This is a genomic window from Moorena sp. SIO3B2, from assembly GCF_010692525.1.
Classification (GTDB): Bacteria; Cyanobacteriota; Cyanobacteriia; order Cyanobacteriales; family Coleofasciculaceae; genus Moorena; species Moorena producens.
Genome location: NZ_JAAHHE010000022.1, coordinates 132077 through 148812 on the forward strand (window position 1 = coordinate 132077; position 16736 = coordinate 148812).

Annotated in this window: 13 protein-coding genes and 2 pseudogenes; 3 read left to right on the forward strand and 12 right to left on the reverse strand. The window is 44.3% G+C overall.

All coding sequences use genetic code 11. The annotated features are described in order from the left end of the window. Positions 1-50 precede the first annotated feature (50 nt). On the reverse strand, positions 51-1442 hold the full coding sequence (locus F6K38_RS07650) for an NAD-dependent malic enzyme (protein WP_008186990.1): 1392 nt from the start codon (positions 1440-1442) through the stop codon (positions 51-53). A gap of 187 nt (positions 1443-1629) precedes the next feature. Between F6K38_RS07650 and F6K38_RS07655 the strand changes: the two genes are divergently transcribed. Beyond that, the gene (locus F6K38_RS07655) at positions 1630-2364 is read left to right on the forward strand and encodes a hypothetical protein (RefSeq protein WP_008186987.1); all 735 of its coding nucleotides are present in this window, start codon (positions 1630-1632) and stop codon (positions 2362-2364) included. 25 nt (positions 2365-2389) lie between these two features. On the opposite strand, the gene F6K38_RS07660 is transcribed toward F6K38_RS07655, so the two are convergent. Together F6K38_RS07660 and F6K38_RS07665 are read right to left on the reverse strand one after the other, a co-directional pair. Continuing rightward, positions 2390-5188, reverse strand: coding sequence for a tetratricopeptide repeat protein (locus F6K38_RS07660; protein WP_008186985.1), 2799 nt, complete (start codon positions 5186-5188; stop codon positions 2390-2392). Then, positions 5178-5570, reverse strand: a pseudogene (locus tag F6K38_RS07665) (zinc ribbon domain-containing protein); the annotation flags it as partial. The pseudogene F6K38_RS07665 and the gene F6K38_RS07660, both read right to left, overlap by 11 nt. 35 nt (positions 5571-5605) lie before the next feature. On the opposite strand from F6K38_RS07665, the gene F6K38_RS07670 reads away from it, so the two are divergent. After that, on the forward strand, positions 5606-5782 hold the full coding sequence (locus tag F6K38_RS07670; protein WP_154659857.1) for a hypothetical protein: 177 nt from the start codon (positions 5606-5608) through the stop codon (positions 5780-5782). 177 nt (positions 5783-5959) lie between these two features. Here F6K38_RS07670 and F6K38_RS07675 read toward each other — a convergent pair whose 3' ends face one another. From F6K38_RS07675 to ppsA, 5 genes are all read right to left on the reverse strand, one after another. Continuing rightward, positions 5960-6223, reverse strand: coding sequence for a hypothetical protein (locus F6K38_RS07675; RefSeq protein WP_131827261.1), 264 nt, complete (start codon positions 6221-6223; stop codon positions 5960-5962). An 86-nt stretch (positions 6224-6309) separates the two neighbouring features. Further along, positions 6310-6594 (reverse strand): hypothetical protein, encoded by a 285-nt coding sequence (locus F6K38_RS07680; RefSeq protein WP_008186979.1) that lies wholly within the window; start codon positions 6592-6594, stop codon positions 6310-6312. A 299-nt stretch (positions 6595-6893) separates the two neighbouring features. Next, entirely contained in the window at positions 6894-7163 is a 270-nt protein-coding gene (locus tag F6K38_RS07685) for a hypothetical protein (protein ID WP_008186977.1), read from the reverse strand. 82 nt (positions 7164-7245) lie between these two features. After that, positions 7246-7503 (reverse strand): hypothetical protein, encoded by a 258-nt coding sequence (locus F6K38_RS07690; RefSeq protein ID WP_008186976.1) that lies wholly within the window; start codon positions 7501-7503, stop codon positions 7246-7248. Positions 7504-8256: 753 nt separating this feature from the next. Continuing rightward, positions 8257-10773: a phosphoenolpyruvate synthase gene (gene ppsA, locus F6K38_RS07695; RefSeq protein WP_008186971.1), complete on the reverse strand. Its 2517-nt coding sequence runs from the start codon at positions 10771-10773 to the stop codon at positions 8257-8259. Here ppsA and F6K38_RS07700 point away from each other — a divergent pair, their 5' ends adjacent. Continuing rightward, positions 10774-10911 carry a hypothetical protein gene (locus F6K38_RS07700; protein WP_008186969.1) on the forward strand — a complete coding sequence of 46 codons (138 nt, stop codon included), beginning with the start codon at positions 10774-10776 and terminating at the stop codon, positions 10909-10911. 845 nt (positions 10912-11756) lie between these two features. Here F6K38_RS07700 and F6K38_RS07705 read toward each other — a convergent pair. The 4 genes and pseudogenes from F6K38_RS07705 to F6K38_RS07720 all read right to left on the reverse strand — a co-directional run bounded on the left by F6K38_RS07705 (position 11757) and on the right by F6K38_RS07720 (position 16493). Further along, positions 11757-12291: pseudogene (locus tag F6K38_RS07705) on the reverse strand (adenosine-specific kinase). 535 nt (positions 12292-12826) lie between these two features. After that, the gene (locus tag F6K38_RS07710; RefSeq protein ID WP_008186964.1) at positions 12827-13366 is read right to left on the reverse strand and encodes a universal stress protein; all 540 of its coding nucleotides are present in this window, start codon (positions 13364-13366) and stop codon (positions 12827-12829) included. A 403-nt stretch (positions 13367-13769) separates the two neighbouring features. Then, positions 13770-14273: an S-layer family protein gene (locus F6K38_RS07715; RefSeq protein ID WP_008186961.1), complete on the reverse strand. Its 504-nt coding sequence runs from the start codon at positions 14271-14273 to the stop codon at positions 13770-13772. A 15-nt stretch (positions 14274-14288) separates the two neighbouring features. After that, positions 14289-16493 (reverse strand): pre-peptidase C-terminal domain-containing protein, encoded by a 2205-nt coding sequence (locus F6K38_RS07720; protein WP_008186960.1) that lies wholly within the window; start codon positions 16491-16493, stop codon positions 14289-14291. Positions 16494-16736: the final 243 nt, after the last annotated feature.

The window sequence follows — 16736 nt, forward strand, 5'->3', positions numbered from 1 at the left end:
GAATAGCTAATTTCTACGGCTAAATCATGGAATTATCTAAATATAATTACTTAATGGCATGCTACACCATCCTGACGTGCTGCCCTTTGCACCGCCGCAGCAACCGCAGGAGCAACTCGCTCATCAAATACTGAAGGAATGATATGTTCTCGATCTAAATCACTGGGATTAATCAGGGATGCGATCGCAAAAGCTGCTTCGAGACACATATTCACGGTAATGGTTGACGCCCGACAATCTATAGCGCCACGAAAAACCCCTGGAAAAGCCAGAACATTATTAATCTGATTCGGATAGTCACTACGACCTGTAGCCATTACTGCTACATCATCTACTACCAATTCTGGCTGAATTTCCGGGATAGGATTAGCCATAGCCATGACAATGGGCTTGTTTGCCATCGACCTGACCATGTCTGGGGTGAGAACCCCAGGTACACTCACCCCAATAAACACATCAGCATTGCCAATGGCACCAGCCAGAGTACCCGAAGCATCCACAGCAAATTCTTGCTTTTGCTCAGTCAAGTTAGGGCGTTTAGTGGAAATAATGCCTTGGGAGTCGCATATCCAAATTACACCTGCACCAGCTTTACGGAGTAACCGGGCAATTGCCATACCGGCAGCGCCCGCTCCATTAATAACAATTCTTACCTCTTCTAGGGATTTCTTGACTAGCTTGAGGGCATTGGTCAAGGCAGCAAGGGTGACAATAGCGGTACCATTCTGGTCATCGTGAAAGACTGGAATATCTAACTCCTGCCGCAGTCTGGCTTCAATATCAAAGCAACGGGGAGCACTGATATCTTCTAAGTTAATACCACCAAAAACCGGCGCGATAGTTTTAACGGTTTCTACGATCTGATCCGTATCTTGGGTAGCTAGGCAGATAGGAAAAGCATCAATACCAGCAAACTCTTTGAACAGCATTGCTTTACCTTCCATCACTGGCAAAGCGGCTTCTGGCCCTAAGTTACCCAACCCCAACACTGCACTGCCATCGGTGACCACAGCAACCATGTTGCTTTTAATGGTAAGGGAGTAGACCTGTTGTGGGTCAGATGCGATCGCTTTACAAATCCGACCCACACCAGGAGTGTAAGCCATAGCCAATTCAGATTGATGCTTAAGGGGGATTTTGCTGTTTACACTGATTTTGCCACCACGATGGAGGTTGAAGGTACGGTCATAGACATTTAGGATTTGGACATCGGGCACTTCCTTAACCGCTTGTACAATCTGTTCAGCCTGTTCAGTGCTAGCTGCATCTACGGTAATCTCGCGAGTAGCAATTTTCCGAGTTTTCTCCACCACCATAATTTCTCCCAAGTGACCGCCAACAGACGCGATCGCTTGAGTTACGCTGGCTAACATCCCGGCACGGTTGGGGTATGTTAAGCAAATAGTCAAACTGAAACTAGGATTTGGGGTCAGGTCTACCATGCTGTATGATCTGGGATTCTAGAAATATCTTGGCGCAAGCTGATTTCCTGCTATTTCAATCTAGACTAAACTAGACTTTAGTTCATAGTTGATCGCAAGCATGGGATAGGAATAATTTAGGGACCTCCAAAAAATCAACTATGCCATCCCTAGTAATGATAATCATTTAAGATGGAAAAACTGTCAATTGATTATTAATAAACCACTACTGACTGCAAGCTTTCTTGCCATCGGTGCTATTCTGGCAACGATTGCCAGTTTCGTTTTCGGCGTGCCCTGGCTGGTGCCAATTTTAGGAGCAGCAGTACCCTATCCGATCTTTTTGTTTCACGTTCGTCACCGTCAATACATGAGGGCCCTAGGGTGGATGCTGCTTTGGGCATTGTTTCAAAGTCTTGCGGTTGGGATTGGAACCGCATTGGCTCCAGAAACCGCAGCTCAGGTAATCCTAAATGGCTCTGACTACATCGAAGAGCAGCTTCTTTGGATTCGTACAGTAGAAGGAACAGAAGGATCCCTACGTTTGTTTCTGCCAGATCATGTCCAACAGTACACAGTTTTTTGCTTTCTATCCCTAGTGACTTTTGGAAGTGCAGCGCTAGTGCTGGGAACTTACTTGCTCAATTACATGAATTTCTACGTAGCACAGCTAGTACAGATCAGTGTCAATCCGTGGCTAGCTGCCCTAGTGGGATGGCCGCCCTGGTCTGTGCTGCGAGTGGTGGGATTTATCTGTACCGGAGTGGCTCTAACTGCTTTGGGACTTAATCTCGTTGCTAAAATCACCAGATCAAATTCCCAGCATCCCTTTCCTCAACGCTATCTCCTGATTGGTATTGGCTTTGTGGTTGCAGATATAATAGTCAAGGCAACTCTAGCACCGATTTGGCAGCAGCTTCTATCGTTTGCTCTTCTGGGCTAAGGTGACCCAGGAGAGCAAAAGCATTCTAGCCTCCAATCAACTGCCAGAAGCGATCATCGTCTGAAATAGCCTCAAAATCCGGATCATTACTGGCTTCTTCCCGATACCTTGGATTTAGCTCAATCGCCTGCTCTAGGTTTTCCACAGCTAAGGTTACTCGACCCTGGGAAGAATAAACTATTGCTTTGTTATAATAACCAGCAGCATACTCAGGTTGAATCTCCAAAGCCCGATTAATGCTTTCCAATGCCTGATCATTCTGTTCTAGCTTGACTAAGGTAGAACCTCTGTAATTCCAGGCTTTATGGGAGTCGGAATTTAATTCAATAGCCTTGTCAAAAGAGGCAACAGCTTCTTGGTATCTTTCTAATACATCTAGAGCCATGCCTCGATTCAACCAGGCTACTGTATTATCTGGCTGAACTTGAACAGCTTGGTCGAAGGAGCCAAAGGCCTCTTCATGCTTTTGTAGCATTCCCAGTGCGACTCCTCGGTCAACCCAAGCTTGATGATAATTTGGCTGAATTTCTAGGGCTTTGTCATAGGAAGCGATCGCATCTTCGTAGCGTCTCAACCGTCTTAGGGTCATGCCCCGGTTTAACCAGGCTTTGTAGTGGTCTGGTTTGAATTTAACCACCTTATTAAAAGCAACCACTGCTCCTTCATACCGCCGCAGTTCCATTAAAGCCAGGCCTCTTTGATACCAGCTATCTGGGTCATCTGGCTTGATTTCAATTACTTTGTCATAGGAAGCGATCGCATCTTGATACTGCTGTAGTTCCCATAATGCCATACCTCGCTGGTACCAAATATCAGGGTTATTCGGTTGAAGGTCAAGAACTTGATCATAGGAAGCGATCGCATCTTGATACTGCCCTTGAGAGAATAGAGTATTGCCCTGATTCACATAGTCATCTGGATTCAAGAACAACTTAGGATGGTTAGATTTGAGGCGTTCTAATTGTTCTGTCAGAGTTTGAGTGTTTTGCAGCACTTCAGACAGAGCAGCTTCTGCAATGGATGTTGGGGAAATCTCTGCTAGTTGTTGTAGAATCTTATCCTTCTCGGTTTGAGCATCAGATTCGACCTCAGACAGCTGAGCAGCCAAGGTTGTTTCCAATTTGTCCAGATTTTGAAGGATTATATCTTTTCGATTTTGAATGTCCGACTGTAAATCATAAAGTTGAGTTTTAGCCTCTGTTTCTAATTTTTCCAGACTCTGAATGGTCTGAGCCTTCTGGGTTTTAATTCCTGATTGAGAGTCATAAACTTCAGTGTTTAAGTTAGCCTCTAGCTCTTTCAGATGCTGGAGATTCTTATCAATTTGCACTTCAATCTTCGACTGGGATTTTGAAAGTTGTTCAGTAATGTCATTTCCTAATTGCTCTAGCTTCTGAAGAGCTAAATCGATTTTATGTTGAGCTTTTTGTTCAGCATCCACCTTAATGTCAGATAGCTGAGGAGTAAACTCTGTCTCTAGCTTTTTTAGATTTTCTAGTATTAAATCCCGTTGCTGTTGAGCCTTGGCTTCAAGTTCAGACAATTTTGAGGCAAACTCTGTCTCTGATTGGTTCAGTTTATCCAATACTTTATCTTGATGCCCTTGGACATTGGCTTTGAGTAAAGATAGTTGAGGAGCAAAATCAGAGGTGAGTTTTTCTAGATTCTTGAGGTAACTGTTCCTTTCTTGATCAGCCTTTGCCTTAAGCTCAGACAGTTCAACAGCAAACTCAGACTCTGATTGATTTAGTTGCTGCAGGACTTTATCCTTATGTTCTTGTACATTCCCCTGAAGTTCAGATAGTTGAGGAGCAAAGTCAGCACTTGATTTTTCTATGGTTTGCAGGTAATCTTTGCTTTGTTTTTGAGTCTTGGCTTTCAAGTCAGACAGTTCGGAGCCAAACTCAGTCTCTGATTGGTTCAGTTTCTTCAGTATTATCTCTTTCTGGGCTTGCACATCCGCCTGGATTTTCGATAATTCAGGAGTAAATTCAGCCCCTAATTTTTCTAAATCTTTTAAAGTTAAGTCCTTTTGGTTTGCCGCAGTTTCCTTAAGAGCAGACAGTTCGGAGCCAAACTCAGTCTCTAATTGATTCAGTTTCTTCAGTATTGTCTCTTTCTGGGCTTGCACATCCCCCTTGAGTTCAGATAATTGGGGGGCAAACTCAGCGCTTAAGTTTTCTAGATACTTCAGAAAACTATCCCGTTGCTTTGTAGCGTCTTGCTCGAGTTTAGACAGTCTTGATGCCAAGTCAGTCTCTAATTGTTCTAGCTCTTGTTGAGTATCGGTTTTTTGCGTCTTGATTGTCGTTAATGCCTGTTGCTGGGACTGAGACAATTTCGATAGCAGCTTAGATAGATTTTCTCGTTTAAAACTTAGGTCTTGTTTAAACTCTGCCGCCTGCTGATCTAGCTCCAAGGCAATCTCTTCAGTTTTTTCTAGGATACTTTGAACATTTTTATTAGCACTGGCAATCCTATCTTCCAAGTCAGTCATTTCATTGAGGTGAGCTCTCACGATTTGCGCAACCTCACGAATCACAGACCTTCTTAGCAGCCACAACGCTGCGATCGCGGCCACCAGTAGCAGTACCAGAGTCACCAGCACAATCAGCAAAACATTAGACAGGAGCGTCACCCGCTTAAAGCTAAGATTAGCGTCAGTTTGAACTGGCTTTTGACTTGAGCCCTGAGCGACTATCTGTTTTGGTGGGTCAGGTTCGATGGATTGGGCACTGCCAAGGCCAACAGGCAACAGGAAAAATGACAAAACAATAGTGCTTCGCCACACCAGTGCTAACATGTCTTGATTTTTACGCTTCATCAGAACGTCCTTTCTCTGTTGTTGACACTCCCCGGGCCTTAAGGCGCGGGAATTCTTTCTTCCCAGGGATTCCGACGAACTTGCCCTCAGAAAGCATCTTGACCGTGTGTCCCACGGCTGCAAGCCCACGTAGGCAGACTACTTGAGCGGCTGCCACATCTCTATCTGTGGTATAACCGCAATTTTCACAATGATGGACACGCTCAGCCAAGGTCTTTTTGCCAGTTTCAGTTAAACAATTGGGGCAAATTTGGCTAGTCTTTTTAGAGTCTACTTTTTGGAAGTAAACTCCACGTTTAAAGCAGCACTGCTCTAGTATTTGGAAAAACTGACCCCATCCTGCATCTAAACAGTGCTTACCCAGCATACCCCTGGCCAATCCTTTTGGTTTTACTGTCCCTCCACAGGCTCAGAACCGTGTCCCACAGTCCTAAACTCAACTCGCCACTCTCACCTTGGTATGACAACAATGGTCAACCAGCTGGGGCAAGAGTCTTCCCTGAACTCTGCTCTTTTTGTACCAAGCGTCTTACCGCTACGAACGGTGATCTGTTCCGAGACAGTCAGGCGGGTCAACAACCAATACTAAATTAGTGCCAAATAACACGCTTTGACAACTCTTGAGGGGGAGTATCCATCCCCACCTTTTTGAAGAATGGGGAATTTCGTCCCAGAGACGAAACCACTCTTGCCTCCCCGGATTTGTTAAATCCATTTCTTCTAGTTTGCCACCTCCTGACACTGGCTTCACTAATTTAATTCATCACCTGTTTAATCAGAAGCGATAGAGCCTGAAGCTGGCTCGCACCCCAGGGTATCGTGACCTTGATAGCGTTTACCATTTGCGGTGCGACCCCGGTCGGGTTTCCCGACAAGCGTGAAAGCGTACCAACAGAGGTGAGCTTGACCAATCTGAAGACTCAGTAAAAACCAGATTTGATCAAGTTTGCTGAGATTTAGTAATTGGTCCATGACTGAAAGGGTTAATGCCGTTTGATCGCAGTTTTCAAATCCGTAGACCAATCCGTAGACCACAGTTAACACACTGTTGGTTAAACCAACAGCTCCTTCTCAGCTTACCGCCTAATCAGCTATGGCGCTATCCAAGCTATAGCAAGTCTTCAAAGTAGCACTACAGATGCAGATGGCCAGATCGGGAGATGGCCAGATCTGACAAGGGTAGGTTTTTTACTTTGGAGATAGGTAATAGGTAATAGGTAATAGGTAATAGGTAATAGGTAATAGGTAATAGGTAATAGGTAATGGGTAATGGCTAATCGGTAATGGGTAATGGCTAATCGGTAATGGGTAATCTGTATTTCGGACCGGTCCATTACCCCGACCAGTCGGGGAATATGGGGAGATGGGTCGGTAATCGGTGGAAATTCTGGTAGAAAATCCCACATATTTTGCGAAATTTATTCCCAATGCCAGTACGTACTCGCCCTGCTAGGTAAAAAACCTACCCAAGTGAGGATGGCCAGATCGGGAGATGGCCAGATGAAATTGATGTGCAATTCATCCACCAATTAACGAGAATCCCTACCTTCAGAAGGCAGGGATTCTCGTTAATTGGTTTAATGTAGTATACTGTCAAGGAAACTTAGTACTAGTACAGGGGACACGGAAATAAGCGTGTAGGACCAGCTCCGACCTTTGTAGATGAAAGTGGTGACTTATTTCTGCCAGCCTGGACTAGGTGGAATCAGTACAATCTACGTTCTTCCCACAAGAAGCAGTAGTACGGTACACTCCCCAAGCCAGCATTAGTCAAAATTGATACCTTTATGACTGGGTTGGGTTCACAATTGTCTTCCTCAGATATCACATCTAGGTTGGCCTGGTTAAAGAAGATGCCTGAAACCAGGCTTTTGATAGCTTGGAAATTATGGGCAATCCCAACGAGCACAGATAACAGCGTTTGCCAGACTACGGCAAAGGTTGGTTTGATGGTTTCGTTAATTGTTGTTAGCATGTCAACACCCTTTATAGTATAGATTGAAAAAAAAATTGTCTAAAAATGCACCCTTTAATACCCATGGCCTACTTGCACTGGTTCAACCTTTCCAAAAGAAGCAGTAGTACGGCACACTGCCCAAGCCAGCATTAGTCAACATTGATACCTTTATGACTGGGTTGGGTTCACAATTGTCTTCCTCAGATATCACATCTAGGTTGACCTCATTAAAAAAGATGCCTGAAAACCTGGTTTTTATAGCTTGGAGATTATGGGCAATCCCAACGAGCACAGATGAGAGCGTTTGCCAGACTACGGCAAAGGTTGGTTTGATGGTTTCGTTAATTGTTGTTAGCATGTCAACACCCTTTATAGTATGGTTCGAAAAAAAATTGTCTAAAAATGCACCCTTTTATACCTATGGCCTACTTGCACTAGTTCAACTGCTGTCTGTGGATCCTGTTTACCCTAGGCTGTGCCATTGAAGACAGCCTGATTAGCCATACCACAAGGGGTGGTTTCTCCCATAGTTGTGGCTAGCATGGTTTTATCCTTGAGCTGACAGCAATAAAACTAGTGATTTCAGCTCATCTACATTTGATAAATTTTGAAAAATCAAAAATGGTGGAATTTGTTCTATTTAATTACCCATTCTTGATTTATTTTCTAATCTTTAGATTTTATTTATATTTCTCTGGAGCTATCATCCCCAATTCCTCCTATTTTATATTTCTTAAACAAACAACTCTTGATGAAACGTCAAGTTTATGGTTAGCCAAGGGTTTTCTATGGTTTCGGACCAGTTAATCACCCTCGCCCCTGGCGTATCTTAAAGTTTTGTAATGTAATTTTTGATTTGAAATTACATGAGAATTTCTTGCTATTAACTCATCCTTCCTCCAAGATGATCTGGGATTGTTGATCAAGAACTCGGCGACATCAAGCACCAAACTCGGCATCGTTGGCGTTTTGAACCTAGAAGCTAGCTGCAACTTGCCCCTAAATGCGACAAGATTCCAGTCATCTCTATGGGGGAAAAGATTGAGGTATTTGGTTAGGTGTAATGTAGATTTCTTAATACCTAACACTCTTAACACCTAACACCGGGACACTAATTTACTCCTTCTACCTTGGCGATATCCAGAAGTGTCTTGAGTACCGAGTCAGGGTTCAAGCTGATCGAATCAATTCCTAACTCCACTAGGAAGCAGGCAAATTCGGGATAGTCACTTGGTGCTTGACCACAGATACCAATCTTGCGACCATTTTTCTTGGCTTTTTCTATCACCATCCGCACCATCTGTTTCACTGCTTCGTTGCGTTCGTCAAAGATATGGGCAACTAACGCAGAGTCACGGTCTAAGCCTAGGGTTAATTGAGTCAGGTCATTAGAACCAATGGAGAAGCCGTCAAAGATTTGGCTATACTCGTCGGCTAGGATGACGTTACTGGGGATTTCACACATCACATAGACTTGTAACCCATTGTCTCCTCGCTTCAAGCCATGTTTTTCCATTTCCGCCAGCACCCGGCGACCTTCATCAGGGGTGCGACAGAAGGGAATCATGGGGATAACGTTTGTGAGTCCCATCTCATCCCGTACCCGTTTGAGTGCCTTACATTCCAAACCATAGGCTTCCCGGTAGATTTCATCACAGTAACGAGACGCCCCTCGCCATCCTAGCATCGGGTTCTCTTCCCTGGGTTCAAACTGTTGACCCCCCAAGAGATTGGCGTATTCGTTACTCTTGAAATCTGACATCCTGACGATAACTGGTTTGGGATAGAAAGCAGCAGCAATGATGCTAATCCCGTTGGCTAGTTTATCCACAAAGAAGTCAGGTTTATGCTCATACAATGCTGTCAGCTGAGCAATTTCTTCCTTGACCGATGGATCTTCGAGTTTATCGAAGTGAATCAACGCCATCGGGTGTGCCTTAATGTGATTGGCAATGATGAACTCAAACCGGGCTAACCCCACCCCATCGCAGGGAAGAAAAGACAGACTAAAGGCTTTCTCTGGGTTCCCCACATTCATCATGATTTTGGTGCGGGTGCGCGGTAGGTTGTCAAGGGGGGTTTCTTGCACCTCAAAGGGCAGCAACCCTTGATAAACCTTGCCTTCATCTCCTTCTGCACAGGAAACTGTCACTGGTTGGCCTGTCTTCAATTGGTTAGTGGCATTGCCACAACCCACAATCGCGGGGATACCCATCTCACGGGCAATGATGGCAGCGTGACAAGTGCGACCTCCTTGGTTAGTTACGATAGCACTCGCTCTCTTCATGATAGGTTCCCAATCCGGATCTGTCTTGTCCGTGACCAAGACCTCTTTGGCTTGGAAACGGTCAATCTTGTTAACATCCAGAATTACCCTTGCTTTGCCTTGACCAATCATTTCACCGACAGCGCGACCGGTGGCTAGCACAGGCGTTGCTTGCAATGTCTCTACATCGCCTTTGAGTTGATAATGACAAATAACATTGGCAGATTTCTGGGATTGTACAGTTTCCGGACGGGCTTGAACAATAAAGAGTTCACCGGTTTTCCCGTCTTTAGCCCACTCAATGTCCATGGGGGTGTAGCTACCCCGCACCTGGGAATAGTGGTCTTCAATGATGCTAGCCCACTTGGTTAGGGTGAGAATTTCCTCATCATTGATCGCGTATTTTCCCCGTTCTGATGGCGGAACTGAGATATTTTTCGTCAGTTTACCGCCGTCATCATAGACCATTTTGACTTCTTTGCTGCCTAGACGTTTGTCTAGGATAGGGCGATACCCCTCTTGGAGAGTCGGCTTGAACACCAGGTATTCATCAGGATTGACTGCTCCTTGGACAACGTTTTCACCCAAACCGTAAGCCGCCGTTACTAAAGCCGCATTTTTAAATCCGGTTTCGGTGTCAATGGAGAACATCACACCAGATGACGCTAGGTCTGAGCGCACCATTTTCTGCACACCGACAGAGATAGCGACATCAAAATGGTCAAAACCTTTAACAGTTCGATAGGAGATGGCGCGGTTGGTAAAAAGGGAAGCAAAGCATTTGTGACAGGCTTCTAAAACCCCTTTTACTCCGTGGACGTTGAGATAGGTTTCCTGTTGACCAGCAAAGCTAGCATCAGGTAAGTCCTCAGCGGTGGCACTGGAACGAACTGCTACATCTGTATTGTAATTTGACTGTAGGCAAGTGTCCCGATCCTCTGGCTCAAACTGCTCACAGAATTCCTGGGGATCATTCCCATAGCGTTGGCATAGTTGTTGGTAGCCTTGCGCGATCGCATTGGCTAGTTCTTCTGGGAATGGGGTATTGAGAATTAAGCTTCTCGCTTGTATCCCCCGTTGCCGCAAGTTATTGACATCTTCCACATCCAGATCCAAGAATGCCTGGCGTAGCTTAGCTTCTAACCCAGCTTTCTCAATAAAATATCGATAGGCATAGGCTGTGGTAGCGAAGCCACTGGGTACTCTAACTCCTACTGGTGTAAGTTGTCGGATCATTTCCCCCAAAGAGGCATTTTTTCCCCCCACTAGGGGGATATCGGCAATCCCAACTTGCTCAAACCAGAGGACGAAGGCTTTGTCTTTGGCAGATGTTGGGGCTTTTTCTGGAGCAGTGGTGACCATATGATCCTTCTCCTGAGGTTGACTTCCAAGGGGAGTAGTAATGGTTTTCTGCCTCAATGGGATTGTGAAAAGTCCGATGAAGCACCTGAAGTTGTGGCAGTTTCTGAACTAGCATTACCTCAAGGCTTAGCCTCTTAGGCAGACAACTTCACCTACTCTCAACGTTACCTAATGATAACGTTCACGAATATGCCATTGTCTTAACTCTAGCCTAGCCATTGATTGCTCCCCTTCATTGAGCTATCTACTCTATCGGGGCTGATACTACTAGTTTAGACAATTTTCCTCTTAGGAGGTCATCTTTCTTAACTTTATTTTATATACAACACAGAGGTTTTTTAAACATAAATCAGAAATGATTAAGTATAAGCCAGAAATGATTGATTTTTTTTATAGATATAAAAAAGGGGATGAGTTTTTGTTAATTTTCATGATTTGGGTTAGCTCCCCATAATTTTGTATTTTAGTTTACATAAATTCTCTGGCAGTTGTATTTTAGTTTACATAATTTTTCTGGCAGTTGCTATAGGCTAGAAAAGCTGGGTAAAATAGTCATATATTTATCTATACTAATATTTCCCTTCTCTGCTGCAACGGGCAAGGAAATAACTGATCGCTACAAATCACCCCCTCACCCCTTTACACCCTCATCTTCAAAAGAACTGGTCACAAATTTATGGTCAGGTGTACTAATTACGGGTAATGTAAGGGGTCGTTATCGTTTCTAATCTAGTTGAGAATCATCCGTCACCCATTCCCTTATTACCCATATTATAGCGCTTTTTAAGCTAGTAAGGTACAATTTTTTGGGTTTTAGGGAGCAGGGAGCAGGGAGCAGGGAGTAGGGAGCAGTAAAGTCAGAAGAGGGAAAAGGTAAAAAAATATGTGTACCTCATGAGGCTAAAAACCGCTATATCGATTCTCAACAATACAGGGACTATTTTGGCAGTAATTAATTTGACAGTAATTAATTGGACTTGGTACTAGAGCTTGTTGCCGATCTGGCTCAGGAAATCCTTGGGTGTCTTGACCTGCTCAGCACCTTTTACTCCTTGTGGTCAAAACCCATCCATAACCCCTTTGATGCTACGCCCTTGTTCGGTTTCAGCTACAATTTCCTTTACCGGATTGGGGGGGTGGAAGAATGGATAGGGCAGACTTCTGGGCACTGCTGGATAGGATTCAATAAGTTGATTGGGTATGCTTCTTTGAGTACAATCAGGAAGCTATGTCCAGATGCGCTCCCACAGCGTGAGCAAAGCTCAATCGCACAGGGTGAACTTTGCTCAATCCCTTGAGGATTATGAGTTGGATTAGATTTAAGGGTCGGATCATTTCCTGTAGCTCGGATCAAGTATGAGCCAGATGCTTCACAGAAGGTGATGGCAAATTTTAGCTGGGTCGAAGTTCCGACCATGACCTGATATAAGTCAAGGACGGTTTTAATAAAGTGGGCGTTAACAATGATGATGTTACTCCCCCTGACGAAATTTCCATGCTAACCACTTTCAGTTCGATTCCCACCGACCTCTCTGCCTTAGTTAAACACTAAAAACCCTAAATTAAACGGTAAACTTATATAATATTCCCAGCCGAAGTAAAATAACTGCCAAAATGCCAAATATATCCCCGCATCATAGATACTTCTTCTGATGGCAAGTGGCCTTCTGTAGATCTAATTATGACCTTAGCCTTGACAAAAATGCCTAAGTATGAATATAGAAAAGGGAACAGGGAACTTCGGATCAAAATTCTCACAATTCCTACACGGATTGCTATACAAGCAAACTAACATCAACAAGCCACAGTTGTTGCGAAATTCCCGGCAAAATAACTCCCACAACTTACACAAAACTGGACTCCAAAACCTATAACTAGTAGGGTGCGTTATTAACGCACCCTACTAGTAGAGTTATTGCCTAAGTCCTGTTCTCAAAAAGAGACTAGACCACTGGTGATAGTAAGAATGATTAGTGATTAATCAGTCTATTTGAGCCATCTATGTAAAAAATGCATAATCCCTAAAGCCTTAGAATGTCAAGGGTGTCTATGTCTACTTTGTATCTCTAGTTACTGGAGTGGCTGTAGTGCTTAACTCAATGCTTGGGGTTGCTACCCCTTGAACTACCAACACTGAGCAAGGAGCATGGTGAACAACATAGTTACTCACACTACCCAGCACCATTTCTTTTAAACCCCCAAGCCCTCGACGACCTAGAACAATTAAATCCGCACCCCACTTTTGGGCTAGATCACAAATTCCTAGACCCGGATCTGCCAATTGACAAGATACTTCGGCAGCGATACCATCAGCATTTGCCTGTTGAGCATAACTCCTTAGCCACCCTTTGTTTTCCTCAAGGTGTTTTTGGAGATTTTCTTGCTGAACCTTTCGGATACTACCATACACGTCTACATCGGCTATGGTGCCAAGACCTACGTAAGGAGTCATCATTTCCTGAGGTTCCCAGTTAAGGCAGTGTACTAGCATCAGAGTACTCTGTTCCTTTTCGGCTAGGTCTAAAGCCTGTTCAAACACTGCTTCTGCTTGGGATGAGCGGTCCATTGCTACCAGAATCTTTTTGTAAGCCATGATTAGTTTTTCCTCGTCTCTTCAAATTATTCAAATGGGGGCTCGAAGACATGGAATTTAAGTACTTCCAGAAAATAAATTAAGGGTTGCCCTTGTCTGGTAAAGATAGGGAAGATGGGTAAGATACTGAGGTTCGCTGGAAGCTATAATCCCTGACCTTGAAGACGTTGAGTGAATAATTTATTGTAGTCAGTGGTTTAGTCAGTGCTGTAGTCAGATGCTACTCAATGTGATAGGGTTCTATAATTTAATTATAGAAAAACTACTGACAGATATTATACTGGTTAACTATTTGTAACACTTATTGTATTGGTCTAGAAATAGCAATGAGATGATAATTATTAGGGTGAATGATTAAGGAACCCTAAAACTAGAGAAAAGTAGAGTTATTGCCCCATTTCTGTTACCTTACGCAATAATAAGGTTCAAACCAGGAAATGAACGGACTCGACTGAGGTGAATCAGGCACTAACTCTACCACTCCGTCCTTATTAAGAATCCATCGATTAGCTTCAATAATTCTAGACCGACGTGAGTTAACTGCATTGGGCTTAGCAGCATGATCAGGATTTTTCCGGCGGCGAGTTCTGTGGCGAGGTAATGGCCGTAAATCCATCCACAGGGTTTCACCCACAAGAGGTTTAGTGGGGTCTGTGGGTAAGCCACCCCGCCCAAATTGGGTAAATTGATTGCCGAGATCGGTACCGCAACCAGTGGCAACTAGCAGTTTGGGATTAACAAAATTTTCCGGTAGCTGGAATAATGCAGCGCTAGGGTCGGGGTCAGGTGCATTAATTTCCACAGTACCGCTAAAGGAAGCTCCCAGTTGGGAAGAAGCGGTAATATCACTATCTGGGGTTTTTTGTTCTCGAAATTCAGTGCCAAAAATGCCTAAGGCATTAGACATCTCCAAAAATTAACCTCAAACCCTTGCACTGCCTGGGTCAAAACCGAGTTTCTGGAGATGTCTATTGATAATCACTCGTCCGCCAAAGCTATCTTCAGCATTGGCCGTGATATCGCTATTTTCTAGGGCAACTAGCAAGTCAGTATCAATAGTAATATTACCGCCAGTGGCAGCATTTTCGGCATTGGTACTGATATTACTGCGATCGCGCATTAGGATTAGCTGGGAATCCAGGATAATATTGCCCTGCTCCCCAGCACTGACTTCAGCAGAAAGGCTCCCTAATTGATCTAATACAATCGACTCAGCGGTAATGTCGAGATTACCAGCCTTGGCCCGAATGGTAATAGTGCCAGCATCCCCAGCTCCACGGGTAGAAGAGGAAAATCTTGCTTGATCACTGACAAGCAAATGCTGAGTTTCAATGGTTAAATTGCCCCCATCCCCGGAGCCCTGTGTAGATGTATAAAAGCCGCTGGCAAATAGAAGACGATCAGGTGAGCTACCAATGGCTTCGACTAAGTTAGCTCTAACTATTACACTGTCCCCATCCCCATTACCCCGATTAATGGAGCGAATTTGAGCGCCATCACGCAACTGCAAAACTGGAGTGTCAACAACCACCCTCCCAAGCTGGCCAGTTGCTTCAAGTGTGGCGTTGCTATCGATGCGCCCACGCTCTTCAACGGTACTTGAAAGCATCATAGATTCGTTTGCAGTCATGGTAATCTGACCAGCATTACCGGAGCTCAAGGTCTCGGTAATTACAATACCCCCGTTCAGCTGGAATTTTTTGGTATCAATCACGAGGTTGCCCCCATTTCCCTTACCCCGGACAATGCTTGAGATTAAGCTTGATCCATTCACTTCCAGCAATGAGCCGACATTGAAGGTAATATTGCCACCAGCACCAGCATCAAAGGTATCGGTGGAGATTCTACCACCATTGTTCAGTATCAATTTGTCAGTATTAATCGTTAAGCTGCCACCATCCCCTGTGCCGATCGATTCTGAAAATAAGCCGCTCCTGGCTTCCACATTAGGATTAAAGTTAGCTGGATTGAAACGGTCTTCCGGTAACGAGACTCCCTCTGTGCCAAGGTTTTCTAGAGACACTTGCAGGGTGTAAGTGTCCCCCACTTCTGGTGTTGCGCCCTCGATCAATTCATTATTACTAACATCAGAGGGGAAGGCACCGACTCCGATTAAGTAAACCCCTGGCTCAGTAATAGTGGTATCAATTAAGGAGTCTGTGGTGAAACTGCCAAAGACTTGTAAACTTCCACCGGCACCATCAGCGGTCAAAGAATCCTCATTGACCTCTAATAATTCTCCTGTGCCTTGATTAAACAGGAAAATCTTGGTATCTACGTTGCCGTCTCCCCCTGTAAAGCCATTGTCGATGTCGAAAATAGCTCGACTGTGAAGAGTGGTGATGCTGAAGGAGAAGTAATCGATTTGATTTTCTGCTGCACCCAATACGGTGGTGCCATTAATAATCTGTTCTGGAGTCCGTTCAATGGAAACATAGGGAATTCCTCCAGGTCCAGATTCCGCCACGTTGGGATTGGGTTCAGTAATAAACTCCAGAGCATTTAGGTCAAAGGTTTCTAATTCCAACAAAGGATTAGGGAGAAAATCCCGACTTTCCCCAGAGATAGTGACACTTTCGCTAGCCTTAATCGTGATATCCCCAGCATTACCTAGGTTGGTGGTAGCGGTGATAATCTGTCCACCAGTGTCAAGGACTAAGTTATTGAGATGGAGTGCGATCGCACCGCCATTACTACTACTATTGGTAACTGTACCGATAAATCCCCGATTCGCTAGATTCAGTGACCCTTGGGAATTATTAATGGTAATGTTGCCTCCCGGGCCACTAGTGTCAACAGCGGAACGAGTTAGAATCCCGCTAAATAAACCATCTTCAGTAAAACCGGAGATCTCAATGGCACCATTGGCATTAATCTCAATATCTCCTGATGCCCCATTGCTATTGGTAATGGTTTGAATTCTTGAGCCACCAGTGATGGTAAGGGCGCTAGTGGTTAGCTCTATGAAACCGCCATTGCCAATCGCTCCAGTTTCTACATCATTAGCAATCAAACTCCTGTCACTGAGATTGGTATTGCCTTTGGCGTTAATAGTTATATTGCCAGCTACTGCATCTGGTATCGATTCTCCTGAGGTCAATCCAGCTTGTAACTCACTGGCTGACATGTCGAAGTTAGCACCATTGATGGCAATATTTCCGCCATTGACATTAGTTACCGAAAATTTTGGGTTTAAAGCCCCGTCCTTCGTTCGACGGCTTTCAATGAAAGTTTGTAAGAGATGTGCTATAATGAAAGCATAAACAATAAACTTTAAAAGTAGAGAGATACTATCTAATCATAAGTAGGCAACGTAAAAAATATGTAGAGCGTACATATTGCTCCATTGGGTCTAACGACTTGAACGTCT

Excerpts from the sequence above, each read along its gene's own strand:
- F6K38_RS07650 (WP_008186990.1), bottom strand. The coding sequence starts at position 1,442 with ATGGTAGACCTGACCCCAAATCCTAGTTTCAGTTTGACTATTTGCTTA.
- F6K38_RS07660 (WP_008186985.1), bottom strand. The coding sequence starts at position 5,188 with ATGAAGCGTAAAAATCAAGACATGTTAGCACTGGTGTGGCGAAGCACT.
- F6K38_RS07680 (WP_008186979.1), bottom strand. The coding sequence starts at position 6,594 with ATGTGGGATTTTCTACCAGAATTTCCACCGATTACCGACCCATCTCCC.
- F6K38_RS07685 (WP_008186977.1), bottom strand. The coding sequence starts at position 7,163 with ATGCTAACAACAATTAACGAAACCATCAAACCAACCTTTGCCGTAGTC.
- F6K38_RS07690 (WP_008186976.1), bottom strand. The coding sequence starts at position 7,503 with ATGCTAACAACAATTAACGAAACCATCAAACCAACCTTTGCCGTAGTC.
- ppsA (WP_008186971.1), bottom strand. The coding sequence starts at position 10,773 with ATGGTCACCACTGCTCCAGAAAAAGCCCCAACATCTGCCAAAGACAAA.
- F6K38_RS07700 (WP_008186969.1), top strand. The coding sequence starts at position 10,774 with ATGATCCTTCTCCTGAGGTTGACTTCCAAGGGGAGTAGTAATGGTTTT.
- F6K38_RS07710 (WP_008186964.1), bottom strand. The coding sequence starts at position 13,366 with ATGGCTTACAAAAAGATTCTGGTAGCAATGGACCGCTCATCCCAAGCA.
- F6K38_RS07715 (WP_008186961.1), bottom strand. The coding sequence starts at position 14,273 with ATGTCTAATGCCTTAGGCATTTTTGGCACTGAATTTCGAGAACAAAAA.
- F6K38_RS07720 (WP_008186960.1), bottom strand. The coding sequence starts at position 16,493 with ATGTCAGCCAGTGAGTTACAAGCTGGATTGACCTCAGGAGAATCGATA.